Below are 13,551 nucleotides of genomic sequence, written 5' to 3' on the forward strand. Positions count from 1 at the left end.
TCGGCGAGCGCGCCTAGACTCCGGCGCGTGGCAGGGCTCATCCACCCCGACGACCTGCGCGCGGTCAAGGAGCGCGTCCGCATCGACGAGGTGGTCGCCGAGCAGGTGACGCTGCGCCCCGGCGGGGTGGGCTCCTTCAAGGGCCTGTGCCCCTTCCACGACGAGCGCACCCCCAGCTTCACGGTGCGCCCCGCGGTCGGCCGGTGGCACTGCTTCGGCTGCGGCGAGGGCGGCGACGCCATCGAGTTCGTCCGCCGCATCGACGGCACGACCTTCACCGAGGCCGTCGAGCGCCTCGCCGAGCGCGCCGGCGTGCAGCTGCGCTACGTCGACGACGGCGGCCGCGCCGGCAAGCGCCCGGCCGGTGCGCAGCAGGCGGGGCAGCGTCAGCGGCTGCTGGAGGCCCACCGGGTGGCCGAGGCCTTCTACGCCGGGCAGCTGGAGCAGTCCGGCCCCGCGGAGACCGCCCGCCGCTTCCTCGCCGAGCGCGGCTTCACCCGCGAGGCCGCCGCCCGCTTCGGGGTCGGCTTCGCCCCCGCCGGCGGCGAGGCGCTGCTGCGCCACCTGCGCGGCGAGGGGTTCAGCGAGGAGGAGCTGGTGACCTCCGGCCTGGCCGGGCAGGGCAAGCGCGGGCTCTACGACCGCTTCCGCGGCCGCCTGGTGTGGCCGATCCGCGACGTCAGCGGCCACACCGTGGCCTTCGGCGCGCGCCGGCTGTTCGACGACGACCGCATCGACGCCAAGTACCTCAACTCGCCCGAGACCCCGGTGTACAAGAAGTCGCAGGCCCTGTACGGCCTGGACCTCGCCAAGCGGGAGATCGCCCGCACCAAGCGGGTCGTCGTCGTCGAGGGCTACACCGACGTCATGGCGTGCCACCTGGCGGGCGTGACCACCGCGGTCGCCACCTGCGGCACCGCCTTCGGCGAGGAGCACGCCCGCGTCGTGCAGCGCATGCTCGGCGACGTCGCCGGCTCCGCCGAGGTGGTCTTCACCTTCGACGGCGACGAGGCGGGTCAGAAGGCGGCGCTGCGGGCCTTCGAGCTGGAGGAGCGCTTCACCGCGCAGACGTACGTGGCGGTCGAGCCGGGCGGGCAGGACCCCTGCGACCTGCGCCTGTCCTCCGGCGACTCCGCCGTGGCCGCCCTGGTCGACGGGCGCGTGCCGCTGTTCGAGTTCGCGATCCGCTCCACGATCTCCCGCTACGACCTGGGCAGCGACCCCGGCCGGCTGGCCGCCCTGGACGCCGCCGCACCGATCGTGGCGAAGATCCGCGACAGCGGGCTGCGGCAGCGCTACGCGGTGAACCTGGACCGGTGGACGGGCTTCCTCGACGAGCGGTTCGTGCTGGACCGGGTGCGCCGGCACGCCCGCGACGGACGCCCCGGCCGGGACGGGCGCGCGGCGCAGCAGCCGGCGCAGCCCGCCCCTCCCGCCACCCCCGCGGCCCCGGTCGACGACGCCGTCGTGCAGCTGGAGCGGTGGGTCCTGGCCTGCGTGCTGCAGGCGCCGTGGGTGGTCGCGGACGACTTCGCCGGCCTGGCCGCGGACGCCTTCGGCGCACCCGGTCACCGCGCCGTGCACGACGCCGTCACCGCCGCCGGCGGGCCGCTGGAGGCCCCGCAGGGGCCGGGGTGGGTGGAGGCGGTGCTCGGCTACGCCGACGGCCCCGTCGCCGCGCTCGTGCAGGAGCTCGCCGTGAGCGACCTGCCCGTCGGCGACGAGGAGGAGCTGGAGCGGTGGGGGCGCTCGCTGGTCGCGACGCTGGCGGGGCAGGCGACCACCCGCGCCGTCGCCGACGCCAAGCGCCGGCTGTGGAGCATCGACGCGGCCGCGCAGCCGGAGGAGTACCGCACGGCCTCGGAGGAGCTGTTCCGGCTGGAGGCGGCGCGGCGGGCCTGGCAGGAGCGCGCCCAGGGCCTGTGAGCCCTGCGCCGCTGCGGGTCCCGGGCCGGCCGGGGCGCCGCACCCCGTGACGCGGGCACCCGTGCGGGACTGGTACGGTTGACGTGCTGTCGCCGGGGGTTCACCCGGTGGTGGTCCCGCATAGCTCAATTGGCAGAGCAGCCGGCTGTTAACCGGCAGGTTGTTGGTTCGAGTCCAACTGCGGGAGCTTCCCGAAGGGGGTCTGCGCACGCAGACCCCCTTCGTCGTCCCCGGGGACCCGCGACCCGTCGGAGGTGCCCGTGCCCGCCCGCCGTTCCGGCGCCCTCGCCGCGATCCTCGTCCCCCTGGTGCTCCTGCTGCTGGCGGTGGCGCTGTGGCGGTCCCTGACCGGAGGTGCCGGCCCGCAGGAGCGCCCCGCCGCGACGGGGGGCGCCGCGCAGGCGCTGGCGGCCCTGGAGGTCCGCGAGGAGACGCCGTCCGCCGACTACCAGCGCACCCGCTTCGGCGAGAGCTGGGTCGACGTCGACGGCAACGGCTGCCGCACCCGCGACGACGTCCTGCGGCGCGACCTCGTCGACGTCCGCCTCGCCGACGACGGCTGCACCGTGCTGTCCGGCACCCTGGCGGACCCCTACTCCGGCGAGGAGATCGCCTTCCGCCGCGGTGAGCGCACCAGCGCCGAGGTGCAGGTGGACCACGTCGTGGCCCTGGCCGACGCCTGGCGCACCGGCGCCCAGGAGCTCAGCGACCAGGAGCGCGTCGCGTTCGCCAACGACCCGCTGGAGCTGCTCGCGGTGGACGGCTCCCTCAACCGGTCCAAGGGCGACGACGACGCCGCCGAGTGGCTGCCGCCGGTGGGGGAGTGCGACTACGTGGCCCGGCAGATCGCCGTCAAGCGCTCCTGGGGGCTGTGGGTGACACCCGCGGAGCGAGACGCGATGGCGGGCGTGCTGGCCGGCTGCCCCGGGCAGGTCCTGCCCGCCTCCTGATCCGGGGAGCGTGCCCCGGGCACGGGCGAGGATGCCCTAGGCTGGCCCGACCATCCAGAGCGGCCGAGAGACCTGGCTCGACGACGCCGCAGCAACCCCCCTCGGGAGGGTGCTCATGCCAGGACCGATGGAGGCTTCGTGAGCTACGCCGGCGACCTCACCCCGCGTGAGGCGTTCGAGTTGCTGCGTGACGACGGCGACGCCGTCCTCGTGGACGTCCGCACCGAGGCGGAGTGGACGTACGTCGGCGTCCCCGACGCCGACGCGCTGCGCAGACCACCGGTGTTCGCCTCGTGGCTCCCGGTGGAGCAGGAGGCGCCCGGTGCGAGGTTCCTGGCGGAACTGGCGCGCGCGGGCGTCGAGCCCGGGCGCGGTGCAGCGGTGGTGTTCCTGTGCCGTTCCGGCAAGCGCTCCGTCGCCGCCGCCGAGGCGGCCACGGCCGCCGGCATCGCCCCCAGCTACAACGTCCTCGACGGTTTCGAGGGCGACCTGGACGAGCACGGGCACCGCGGCGGCGCCGGCTGGCGCGCGCAGGGCCTGCCGTGGAGGCAGTCGTGAGCGAGCAGCAGCCGAACCCCTGGCGCCCCGACACCACCGCCGTGCGCGCGGGCCTGGCCCGCTCGGGGTTCGAGGAGACGTCGGAGGCGATGTACCTCACCTCCGGGTACGTGTACGAGTCCGCCGCCGCCGCGGAGGCCGCGTTCACCGGCGAGGTGGACCGCTACGTCTACTCCCGCTACGGCAACCCCACCGTCTCGGTGTTCACCGAGCGCATGCGGGCCCTGGAGGGCGCCGAGGCGTGCTACGGCCTGGCCAGCGGCATGTCCGCGGTGTTCTACGCCCTGGGGGCGCTGCTGGGCGCCGGGGACCGGGTCGTGGCCGCCCGCAGCCTGTTCGGGTCCTGCTACGTGATCCTCGACGAGATCCTGCCCCGCTGGGGCGTGACGACGGAGTTCGTCGACGGCGAGGACCTCGCGCAGTGGGAACGGGCGCTGGCCGCGCCCGCGCAGGCGGTGTTCTTCGAGACCCCGGCGAACCCCATGCAGACCCTCGTGGACGTCGAGGCGGTCACGGAGCTCGCGCACGCGGCCGGCGCGGTCGTGGTCGTGGACAACGCCTTCGCCAGCCCGGTCGGCCAGCGGCCCCTGCGGTTCGGCGCCGACGTCGTCGTGTACTCCGCGACCAAGCACATCGACGGCCAGGGCCGCGTGATGGGCGGCGCCGTCCTGGGCACCACCGAGTTCATCGAGGGCCGCTTCCAGGAGCTGACCCGGCACACCGGCCCGACGCTGAGCCCGTTCAACGCGTGGACGCTGGCGAAGGGCCTGGAGACCCTGGGGCTGCGGGTGCGGCACTCCGCGGCCACCGCCCTGCGCATCGCCGAGCACCTCGAGGCGAGCCCCGGCGTGCGCTGGGTGCGCTACCCCCTGCTGGCCTCGCACCCGCAGTTCGACCTCGCGAAGCGGCAGATGGAACTGGGCGGCACCGTCGTCACGTTCGAGCTGGACGCCCCCGCCGGCCGCGGCAAGGAACGTGCCTTCGAGGTGCTCGACGCCCTGCGCACCGTCGACATCTCCAACAACCTCGGCGACGCCAAGTCCCTGGCCACCCACCCCGCCACCACCACCCACCGCCGCCTCGGCGAGCAGGGCCGCGCCGCCATCGGCCTGTCCGACGGCGTCCTGCGGCTGTCCGTGGGGCTGGAGGACCCCGAGGACCTGCTCGAGGACCTCGACCGCGCCCTGCGCCGCTGACGACTCCACCCACGAACGGAGACCCCTTGTCCCGCAACGCCCGACGCATCGAGGTCAGCCACGCCGGCAGCCTGCCGCGCACCCCCGAGCTCATCGCGGCCAACGACGCCCGCGAGCTCGCCGAGGACGGCCTGACCCTCCAGCGCACGCCGGAGTTCGACGAACTGCTCACCGGAGCCGTCGTCGACCTCGTGCGCCGCCAGCGCGACCTCGGCATCACCCTCGTCGGCGACGGCGAGTACGGCAAAGCCATGTCCAGCGCCGTGGACTACGGCGCCTGGTGGTCCTACTCCTTCCAGCGGGTGGCCGGGCTGGAGGTCACCGAGGAGAACATCTTCAACCAGCCCACCGTCCGCTCCGAGCCCGGGAACGTCCGGCTCACCAGCTTCACGGACCGCCGCGACCGGCAGCTGTTCGCCGAGGCGTACGCCGACCCCGAGTCCGGCGTCTCCACCGGCAGGATCGCCACCGCCTTCCCCGCCACCACCGGCCCGTTGAGCTACACCGGCCAGGACGCCATCGCCTCCGACGTCGCGAACCTCGTCGCCGGACTGGACGCGGCCGGCCTGGACCGCAGCCAGGGGTTCATCACCTCCCTCTCGCCCGGCAGCGGCGCGCGCATCTCCGACCGGTACTACGCCACCGAGGAGGAGCACATCTGGGCGTGGGCGGAGGTGATGCGCGAGGAGTACCGCGCCGTCGTCGACGCCGGCCTCGTCCTGCAGATCGACGACCCGTCCATCGCGGAGAACTGGGACCAGATCAACCCCGAGCCCAGCGTGGAGGACTACCGCGCGTTCACGAGGATCCGCGTGGAGGCCCTCAACCACGCCATCCGCGACCTGCCCGCCGAGCAGGTCCGGTTCCACCTGTGCTGGGGCAGCTGGCACGGCCCGCACACCACCGACATCGAGTTCCGGCACATCGCCGACCTCATGCTGGAGATCAACGCCGGTTCCTACTCCTTCGAGGCGGCCAACGCCCGCCACGAGCACGAGTGGAAGATCTGGAAGGACCTGGAGCTCCCGGCGGGCAAGAAGATCGTGCCAGGTGTCGTCGGTCACGCCACGAACGTCGTTGAGCACCCCGAACTCGTCGCCGACCGCATCGAGCGCTTCGCCTCGGTGGTGGGGGCGGAGAACGTCGTCGCCGCCACCGACTGCGGCCTCGGCGGGCGGATCCACCCGCAGATCGCCGTCGCGAAGCTCGCCGCCCTCGGCGAGGGGGCGGCGATCGCCAGCCGGCGCCTGTTCGGCTGACGCGCCGGCCGCCGGTCCCGCGCGGCCCGCGGCCGGTGCGGTTCCGGCTGCGCAGCGCGCCGGGGTGGAGGGGTTGCTCGGTTCGCCCCCGTCGGTGGTGACCGTTCCAGTACGGTGCGCGCAGGAGCACAGCCGCTCCGGCCGCACGTGCGAGGGGGAACCGTGGGAGTGGGGACGTGGAGGCGGTGCGGCGCTGCCGCGGTGGTGGCCGCGGCCGGCATCGGGATCCTCGGGGCGGGGCCGGCGACGGCCGACCACCCCGGCGACCGCGACTGCTCGGACTTCGCCCACCAGGAGGACGCGCAGGCGTGGCTGGACGCCCACCCCGGCGACCCGGACCGCCTGGACGCCGACGACGACGGCCTCGCCTGCGAGAGCCTGCCGGACCGCGGCGGCGCGCCGGCACCCACGCCCGTCCCCACCCCGGCGCCCGACTGCCTGTGGGGCGCGATCGAGGACCGGTACGCCGGCACCGGCGGAGCCGGTGGCTCCCTCGGCGAGGTCGTGCAGTGCCAGACGCCCACGCCGGTCGAGGCCGGTGAGTACGCGCACTTCCGGGGCGGGTCGATCCACCGTTCGGACAGCACCGGCGCGCAGTTCACCCGTGGCGCCATCCGGGAGAAGTGGGCCGCCACCGGCTGGGAGAGCGGTCGTCTCGGCTTCCCGGCCACCAGCGACACCGCCACCCCCGACGGGCGCGGCTGGTACACCCACTTCCAGGACGGCTCGGTGTACTTCTCGCCCTCGACGGGCGCGCACTTCACCGCGGGCGCCATCCGCGGCGAGTGGGCGTCGCACGGCTGGGAGGCCGGCCGTCTCGGCTTCCCCGCCACCGACGACACCCCCACCCCGAACGGGCGCGGCTGGTACACCCACTTCCAGGGCGGGTCGGTCTACTGGAGCCCCGCGACCGGCGCGCACACCGTCGCCGGAGGCATCCGCGACGCCTGGGCGAAGCAGGGGTGGGAGGACGGCCCGCTCGGCTTCCCCGTGGAGGACGAGCACGAGGGGGACCAGGGCCGGACCGTGCAGCAGTTCCAGGGCGGCTACATCAGCTACGCCCCCGCCGACGGTGCGCGGACCACCCTCGCGGAGTGGCTGCCCGACGAGTGAGGTCGGGGCCGGGGCGGCCAGCTAGGCTTGAGGTGCGCGGCCGGCCCCGGACCCCCGGGTGGGGACACGGCCGCGAGGGGCGGTAGCTCAGCCGGTCAGAGCAGGGAACTCATAATTCCTCGGTCGTGGGTTCGAGCCCCACCCGCCCCACTGCGTGCTGACCTCCGCGTGCGAACGCCCCCACCCGGCAGGGTGGGGGCGTTCGTTCTCCGGGGTCGTCCGTCAGCGGAAGTCGAGGTCCGCGTCGAGCACCTCGGTGTGCGTGCCCAGCAGTCGCGTCGGGTTGCCGTTCGCGTCGAGCGCGTAGCGGTGGGAGACCAGTTCCGTGGCGTGCAGGTGCGTGAACGCACCCGTGGAACCCTCCGGGCACGTCATGCCGTAGATCGGGTCGCCGTAGTTGGAGCGCTCGATCTCCCCGAGGTCGATCGGGGCGCCGACGACCCGGGTGGCGGTGCGGCTGGCCGGCACGAGCACGTCCCCGTTCGCGGCGAAGGGCCCGGCGTACCCGTACTCGGTGTTCCCGGCGCTGTACTCGCCCAGGAGCTGCTCCGTACCGGGCACCTCGGAACCGCCGTCGGTGAAGCAGGCCGCGTACCCGTCGCCGGTGAGCAGGTTGGCGACGCCGGTGGCCGCCGGGCCGGCGGGGGCGGAGACGACGGGGGAGTAGCCCTCCAGCGTCGTGCTGAAACCGGCGGTGGCGGTGACCTTCTCGGTGCGGGTGTTGTTGCGCTCGTCCGACTCGCGGATCCGCCGGGCGTCGTCCACGTAGGCGGTGATCGCGGTGGTGCCCGCGGCCGCGGTCCAGGTGGCGCCGGCGGGGCCGCCGTTCGCGGTGACGGTGACGCTCTGACCCGGGGCCAGGGAACGGGTGTGCCGGTCGGCCCAGGTGACGGTGGCGCCGCCGGGCGTGCGGAACCCGACGCCGTGCACGACGCCCGCGGGCGTGCGCTTCGTGCCCCTGTTCTTGATGGTGGCCTTGAAGGTGACCTGCTGGCCGGCGGTGACGGCCTGCGGGCTCCACGCCACGTCGGTGACGACCAGGTCGGGTGCCGGTGCGGCCGCCGTGGCCGGCGCGGCGACCGTGAGTGACGCGACGAGTGCTGCGCCGCCCACGACGGCGGCGCTGATGGAGCGCTTCACGATGATTCCCCCCTGAACGGATTCCCCCGTGCGGGCTGCGGGTGATGACCCTCAGCCACCACCCAGCATAGGAACTCGCCCGATCAGCCGCAGTCGAATGCGCAACGTCACCACGTGGGCGGTGGACGTCACCCGGACGGGCTAGTCAGGTCCCGTCCGCGAACGCTTCAGCGGCAGGTGACGCCGACGCAGGCGGGTGCGGTGCCGGCGTCCCGCACGCGGTTGCCGTCGCCGCTGGCCGCGGGAGCCACGATCCCGTGGCCGCTGACGCGCCGCACGTCGTTGTGCGCGACGGTGGCGGTGGCGGTGTCGTACTGCGTGTCGGGCGTGTAGAGGATCCCGTGGCCGCCGGCGTCGCGGACGCGGTTGCGGGTGACGGTGAAGTACCCGGACGTCTCCGCGTGCGACGCCCCCACCGAGATGGCGTCGCCCGACGTGCGCCGGACGTCGTTGCCGTCGATGCGGACGTCGCGGTGCCCGTACGCGCTGACCTCGATGCCGTGCGTCGCGTCGCTGATCCGGTTCCGGGTGACGTCCACGTCGGAGCCGCCGTGGGGCAGGTCGACACCGGCGTCGGCGTTCCTGATGGTGTTGCGGGAGATCAGGCCGCGCTCGTCGTCCTGGGACTCCGTCAGCGAGATGCCGTCGTTGCCCCCGGCGTCGACGCTGTTGCCCACGACGCGGGGCGCGACGGCCAGCAGGCTGATCGCCGGCCCGCTGTCCGGTGCCGTGCTGATGACCCGGTTGCCCTGGACGACGGGTCGCACCGCGTACTGCAGGTCGAGGCTGCCGCGCACGCGGGACGCGCGCAGGGACGCGTCGTCGGCCTGGTAGATGCGGACGACCCCGTCCACCGCCAGGTACGACAGGGCGACCCGGTGCGCGTTCTGCACCTCCACGTCCCCGCTCACGCGGCCGCCGGTGACGCGCACGTCCGCGATCTCGGCCCCCTCGGTGGCCGGGTGGACGGTCAGCGCCGGGCCCGTGGTCGAGCGCAGGAGCCTGCCGCCCAGGTTCAGCTCCACGCCGTCGCCGGTGACGGTGAGCGCCGGGCCCGGGCACACGAGGTCGCTGCGCAGCGTCGTGTCCTCGGTGATGGTGGCTCCGCAGCTCACCGAGGGCGCAGCCGCGACCGCCGGCGTGGCGATCAGGGCGGTCGACGCGGTCAGGGCAGCGGTCAGGATCTTGCGCACGGTTCCCCCAGGGGTGCTCTCCGGGGCACTCGCCCGGCTCACCTGGACAACGCTAACGGGCGCCTGTGTGTTACACAGAGTAATTAACGGGTCTACTCAGCGTTTTCCTGGGGAGAGCTTCACCCGTTCGGCGCAACGGCCCTCACCGTCGGTGAGGCGCACGGAGCACCCGGGGGCGCAGGCCCGGCCCTACCGCCACAGGCGCCCGTGCCAGGTCAGGCCCTTGAACAGGCGCACCGCGAAGCGCCCCCGCGAGTCGACCGTCGCCCGCCCGATGCGCTTGGAGACGCTCACCCCGCGGTTCGAGGCGTTCACCCGGAAGCCGCGGCCGAGGTTCCTCGACCGGCGGAAGATCAGACCCATGCGCGTCGAACGGGCCGGTGCACCGCCCGGTTCCGCGACGCCCCGGCCTCCCTCAGAGCAGGTAGCGGTACAGCGGCTCGGCCGCCGAGATCCGCTCGAAGGAGGGGGGAGCCGCGGCCATCCGCTCCAGCAGCGCCGGCAGGTCGTCGCGCGCCGGGATCTCGATGCCCACCAGGGCCGGCCCCGTCTCGCGGTTGCTGCGCTTGACGTACTCGAACAGCGTGATGTCGTCGTCCGGCCCCAGCACCTCGTCGAGGAAGCGGCGCAGCGCCCCCGGCTCCTGCGGGAACTCCACGAGGAAGTAGTGCTTGCGGCCCTCGTGCACCAGGGCCCGCTCCACGACCTCCGCGTACCGGCTGAGGTCGTTGTTGCCTCCCGAGACGACGCACACCACGCTCTGCCCCGGCTCCACCCGCACCGCCTCGGCCAGGGCGGCCGTCGCCAGCGCCCCCGCCGGCTCGGCGATGATCCCGTCGGTCTGGTACATCGCCAGCATCTCCACGCAGATCGCGCCCTCCGGCACCGTCACCAGCTCCACCGGTGCGCCCGCGACCACCGCGTGCGTGACGTCCCCCACCCGCCGCACCGAGGCGCCGTCGACGAAGGAGTCCACCTCCTCCAGCCGCACGGGACGCCCGGCCGCCAGCGCCGCCGCCATCGACGGCGCCCCCGCCGGCTCCACGCCCACGACCCGCACCCCCGGGTGCCGCTCGCGCACCCACGTCAGCACCCCCGCCAGCAGCCCGCCACCGCCGACGGGCACCACCAGCACGTCCGGCGGCGCCTCGCCCAGCTCGGCCAGCTGCTCGACGACCTCCACCGCCACGGTCCCCTGACCGGTCAGCGTGCGCGGGTCGTCGAAGGCCGGGACGACCGTCGCGCCCGTCTCCACCGCGTCGCGCGCCGCGGCGGCCGCCGCGTCGTCGTAGGTGTCGCCCAGGACGACCGTCTCCACGAACTCCCCGCCGAGGGCGCGGATGCGGTCGCGCTTCTGCCGCGGGGTGGTGCGCGGCACGTACACGCGCCCGCGCACCCGCAGGGTCGCGCACGCGTGCGCCACGCCCTGCGCGTGGTTGCCGGCGCTGGCGGTGACCACGCCCCGGGCGCGCTCGCCGGCGGAGAGCTGCGCGATGAGGTTGTAGGCGCCGCGCAGCTTGTAGGAGCGCACCACCTGCAGGTCCTCGCGCTTGAGCCGCACCCGCGCCCCCGTGGCCGCCGACCAGCGCGCGCTCGGCTGGAGCGGGGTGCGGGTGGCGACCCCGGCCAGGCGCCGGGCGGCCGCCTCGACCGCCGCGGCGTCGGGCGGGGGCGTCGTCGCGGCCGGGTGCGGCACCTCTAACGTCATGCCCCGATCCTCCCGTGCTCGCGGCCGTGCCGGTGACCAGGGGCGAGCGGGACGACGGGACGAGCGGGACGAGCGGGGGAGGGGCGCGGTGGGGGACGTCGCGCGCACGGTGGCGCTGTTCGCGGCCGCCGCGGTGCTGGAGATCGGCGGCGCCTGGCTGGTGTGGCAGGGGGTGCGCGAGCACCGCGGCTGGTGGTGGTGCGGGCTGGGGGCGCTCGCCCTGGCCGGCTACGGCTTCGTCGCCGCCCTGCAGCCGGAGGCGTCCTTCGGGCGGGTGCTCGCCGCCTACGGCGGCGTCTTCGTCGCCGGCTCGCTGCTGTGGGGGGTGGCCGTGGACGGCTTCCGCCCCGACCGCTGGGACCTGGCCGGGGCGTCGGTGTGCCTGGTGGGTGCGGGGATCATCGTGCTCGCACCGCGCGGCGGGACGTGAGGGTGGTGCCGGACCGGGAAGCGCCTCACGGCGCATCGCCGCTCGTAGCGGCTCCAGTTGGGACCCGGGGCTACCGCGGCCCGGCACCACGACCATTGTAACGAGACGACCACCCGTCGGTCGCGGTGGCGACGTGGCGACGGCGGCGCGGCGGCGGCGCGGCGGCCCGGTGGGGAGTCAGCCGAGCTCGCCCGCCCGCCAGCGGTGGGCCACCGCCTCCAGCTGCTCGGCGGTGCGCAGCAGCCGCGCGGCCGAGCGCGTCATCGCCGTCGCCGCGTCCTCGCGCTCACCGGCGCGCCCGGCGTGCCCGGGCTCGTCGGCGTGGTGGGCGCGCCCGACCGCCACGATGCGGCAGAAGGCCGCGGCCCGCTCCAGCGTCACGGCGAAGTCGCCCTCCGCCACGCCGGCGAGGACCTCGTCGACGACCGCGACCACCTCGGCCGGTCCCGGCGGGTCGGCCACCCCGGCCAGCACCTCCAGCACCGGCGTGTGCCGGCGCCCCTCGGCGTACTGGCGCGCCACCGACGACGGCGAGCGCTGCACCCACGTGCGCAGCACGTACAGCCGCCACAGCGCACCCGCCAGGGAGTCCGCCGGGGCGTCGGCCCACAGGGACGCGATGACCTCCAGCCCCTCCTCCTGCGCCAGGCGCACCACGCGGCGGGTGATCTCGGCGTCGCGCGCCGAGCGGGCCCCGTGCACCAGGGCGCTGGCGGCCGCGTGCGCGGCCTCCTGCACCGCGGAGGGGTCCACGCCGCCGGCCAGGGCGACCAGGGCGTCGTCCCCGGGCATCGCGGGGCGGTGGTGGCGGCGGGGCGGCTGCGCGCCGGGGGAGTCGGGCACGCACCGATGGTGCCACCGGGCACCCGACCCGCCACCGGGCGGTGCAGCGGTGGGCGCCGGCCGGGCCCGGCGGTCAGCCGGTGAAGGGCGGCGGGGGAGCGGCCAGCGTGGCGCGCGGGCAGTCCCGCAGCCGCAGGCCGCCGTGGCTGAGGGCCTCGTCGCACAGCGACTCCACCGTCCAGCCCAGGTCGCTGCCGAAGCGGGTGACGGTCACCCGGTAGACGGTGATCTCGTAGCGGGTCGGGGTGCCGTAGGCGACGTGGACGCGGCCGATCAGCTCGGCGCCGGCCACGTTCTCCGGGCCGTTCCACGGCCGGTCGAAGCGGCTCCACAGGCTGGGGCCGCTCTGCCACACGCCGCCGTTCTGCACGTCGCGCAGCGCCAGCTCCACGAGCACCGCGCGCGCGGCCTCCTCGGGGACGATGGCGGCTGGCCGGATGACCTCGGAGACCTCGCCCTGCGGGGACGCCCCGGGGACCGCGGCCGGCTGCTGGTGCACGCCGACCCATCGGCACGCCGGGCCGGCGGCTGAAGCGCGACACGCGCACGGGCGTGCGCCGACCGGGTGGTGGTGCGCGCGGTAGCGGTGAGGCATGATGAACGCAACAGCACGTCCGGTAGTCGTTCGGACACGTTCATCTGTGCGTGGTGCGAGGTCGTTGGGGAAGACGCCCTTCACACCGATGCAGAGGAGGACGGGATGTCCGGTGCGATGACCCGCGGCGTGCTCTACGTGCACTCCGCACCGCGAGCGCTCGTCCCGCACATCGAGTGGGCGGCCGGCGGTGTCCTCGGCGTGCGCGTGTCCTGCGACTGGACGCCGCAGCCGATCGCGCAGGGCTGCCTGCGCGCGGAGCACTCCTGGCAGGCCCCCCAGGGCTCCGGGGCCCGGCTGGCCTCCGCGCTGCGCGGCTGGGCCCACCTGCGCTTCGAGGTCACCGAGGAACCCAGCCAAGGCTGCGACGGCGGTCGCTGGAGCCACACCCCGTCCCTGGGGATCTTCCACGCCGTCACCGACGTGCACGGCAACGTGCAGGTCCCCGAGGACCGTGTGCGCGCCGCCCTGGAGCTGCTCGACGGCCCGGCAGCCGACCCCGCCGCCGCGCGCCGCGCCCTCGCGCTGGCCGTCGGCGAGGCGTGGGACCGCGAGCTGGAGGTCTTCCGGCACGCCGGGGACGACACCCCCGTGCGCTGGCTGCACCACGTGGGCTGAGCGCCGTCCCGCGTTCCGTCCG

At 75.2% G+C, this 13,551-nt stretch carries 14 protein-coding genes, 2 tRNA genes and 1 riboswitch; of the genes, 10 read left to right on the forward strand and 6 right to left on the reverse strand.

All coding sequences use genetic code 11. From position 1 onward, the window contains the following. Positions 1-27 precede the first annotated feature (27 nt). The 8 genes from dnaG to MN205_RS16875 all read left to right on the forward strand — a co-directional run bounded on the left by dnaG (position 28) and on the right by MN205_RS16875 (position 7,152). A complete protein-coding gene (gene dnaG, locus MN205_RS16840) occupies positions 28-1,926 on the forward strand; it encodes a DNA primase (protein ID WP_242129379.1) in 1,899 nt (632 codons plus the stop codon). Between the two features lie 114 nt (positions 1,927-2,040). Continuing rightward, positions 2,041-2,113 (forward strand) — tRNA-Asn (locus MN205_RS16845). 73 nt (positions 2,114-2,186) lie between these two features. After that, a complete protein-coding gene (locus MN205_RS16850; RefSeq protein WP_242129381.1) occupies positions 2,187-2,876 on the forward strand; it encodes an HNH endonuclease family protein in 690 nt (229 codons plus the stop codon). 47 nt (positions 2,877-2,923) lie between these two features. Then, positions 2,924-3,010, forward strand: a riboswitch (SAM riboswitch). A gap of 4 nt (positions 3,011-3,014) precedes the next feature. Further along, entirely contained in the window at positions 3,015-3,434 is a 420-nt protein-coding gene (locus tag MN205_RS16855) for a rhodanese-like domain-containing protein (RefSeq protein ID WP_242129383.1), read from the forward strand. Next, complete coding sequence (locus MN205_RS16860; protein ID WP_374115946.1) at positions 3,419-4,630, forward strand: O-succinylhomoserine sulfhydrylase; 1,212 nt, start codon at positions 3,419-3,421, stop codon at positions 4,628-4,630. The genes MN205_RS16855 and MN205_RS16860 overlap by 16 nt, the downstream gene beginning before the upstream one ends. 26 nt (positions 4,631-4,656) lie before the next feature. Then, on the forward strand, positions 4,657-5,889 hold the full coding sequence (locus MN205_RS16865; RefSeq protein ID WP_242129387.1) for a cobalamin-independent methionine synthase II family protein: 1,233 nt from the start codon (positions 4,657-4,659) through the stop codon (positions 5,887-5,889). Between the two features lie 162 nt (positions 5,890-6,051). Next, positions 6,052-7,002 carry an LGFP repeat-containing protein gene (locus tag MN205_RS16870; protein WP_242129389.1) on the forward strand — a complete coding sequence of 317 codons (951 nt, stop codon included), beginning with the start codon at positions 6,052-6,054 and terminating at the stop codon, positions 7,000-7,002. A 76-nt stretch (positions 7,003-7,078) separates the two neighbouring features. Continuing rightward, a tRNA-Ile gene (locus MN205_RS16875) sits at positions 7,079-7,152 on the forward strand. A gap of 72 nt (positions 7,153-7,224) precedes the next feature. On the opposite strand, the gene MN205_RS16880 is transcribed toward MN205_RS16875, so the two are convergent. The 4 genes from MN205_RS16880 to ilvA all read right to left on the reverse strand — a co-directional run bounded on the left by MN205_RS16880 (position 7,225) and on the right by ilvA (position 11,043). Further along, on the reverse strand, positions 7,225-8,142 hold the full coding sequence (locus MN205_RS16880; protein ID WP_242129391.1) for a CARDB domain-containing protein: 918 nt from the start codon (positions 8,140-8,142) through the stop codon (positions 7,225-7,227). A gap of 167 nt (positions 8,143-8,309) precedes the next feature. Next, the gene (locus MN205_RS22050; RefSeq protein WP_242129393.1) at positions 8,310-9,335 is read right to left on the reverse strand and encodes a right-handed parallel beta-helix repeat-containing protein; all 1,026 of its coding nucleotides are present in this window, start codon (positions 9,333-9,335) and stop codon (positions 8,310-8,312) included. 189 nt (positions 9,336-9,524) lie between these two features. Continuing rightward, the gene (locus MN205_RS16890) at positions 9,525-9,698 is read right to left on the reverse strand and encodes a DUF4236 domain-containing protein (RefSeq protein ID WP_242129395.1); all 174 of its coding nucleotides are present in this window, start codon (positions 9,696-9,698) and stop codon (positions 9,525-9,527) included. Positions 9,699-9,750: 52 nt separating this feature from the next. After that, positions 9,751-11,043, reverse strand: coding sequence for a threonine ammonia-lyase IlvA (ilvA, locus tag MN205_RS16895; RefSeq protein ID WP_242129397.1), 1,293 nt, complete (start codon positions 11,041-11,043; stop codon positions 9,751-9,753). A gap of 88 nt (positions 11,044-11,131) precedes the next feature. Between ilvA and MN205_RS16900 the strand changes: the two genes are divergently transcribed. Continuing rightward, a complete protein-coding gene (locus MN205_RS16900; RefSeq protein ID WP_242129399.1) occupies positions 11,132-11,473 on the forward strand; it encodes a YnfA family protein in 342 nt (113 codons plus the stop codon). A 177-nt stretch (positions 11,474-11,650) separates the two neighbouring features. Here MN205_RS16900 and MN205_RS16905 read toward each other — a convergent pair whose 3' ends face one another. Both MN205_RS16905 and MN205_RS16910 read right to left on the reverse strand, forming a co-directional pair. Continuing rightward, on the reverse strand, positions 11,651-12,316 hold the full coding sequence (locus MN205_RS16905) for a hypothetical protein (RefSeq protein WP_242129401.1): 666 nt from the start codon (positions 12,314-12,316) through the stop codon (positions 11,651-11,653). 73 nt (positions 12,317-12,389) lie between these two features. Next, positions 12,390-12,815 carry a hypothetical protein gene (locus MN205_RS16910; RefSeq protein WP_242129403.1) on the reverse strand — a complete coding sequence of 142 codons (426 nt, stop codon included), beginning with the start codon at positions 12,813-12,815 and terminating at the stop codon, positions 12,390-12,392. A gap of 201 nt (positions 12,816-13,016) precedes the next feature. Between MN205_RS16910 and MN205_RS16915 the strand changes: the two genes are divergently transcribed. Then, positions 13,017-13,529, forward strand: a complete 513-nt coding sequence (locus MN205_RS16915) for a DUF3145 domain-containing protein (RefSeq protein ID WP_242129405.1) — start codon at positions 13,017-13,019, stop codon at positions 13,527-13,529. The last annotated feature ends 22 nt before the right edge of the window (positions 13,530-13,551 follow it).

The organism is Kineococcus sp. TRM81007, from assembly GCF_022669155.1.
Taxonomy (GTDB): Bacteria; Actinomycetota; Actinomycetes; order Actinomycetales; family Kineococcaceae; genus Kineococcus.

Coding starts and splice junctions, on each gene's coding strand:
- ilvA (WP_242129397.1), bottom strand. CDS start 11,043: ATGACGTTAGAGGTGCCGCACCCGGCCGCGACGACGCCCCCGCCCGAC.
- MN205_RS16915 (WP_242129405.1), top strand. CDS start 13,017: ATGTCCGGTGCGATGACCCGCGGCGTGCTCTACGTGCACTCCGCACCG.
- MN205_RS16890 (WP_242129395.1), bottom strand. CDS start 9,698: ATGGGTCTGATCTTCCGCCGGTCGAGGAACCTCGGCCGCGGCTTCCGG.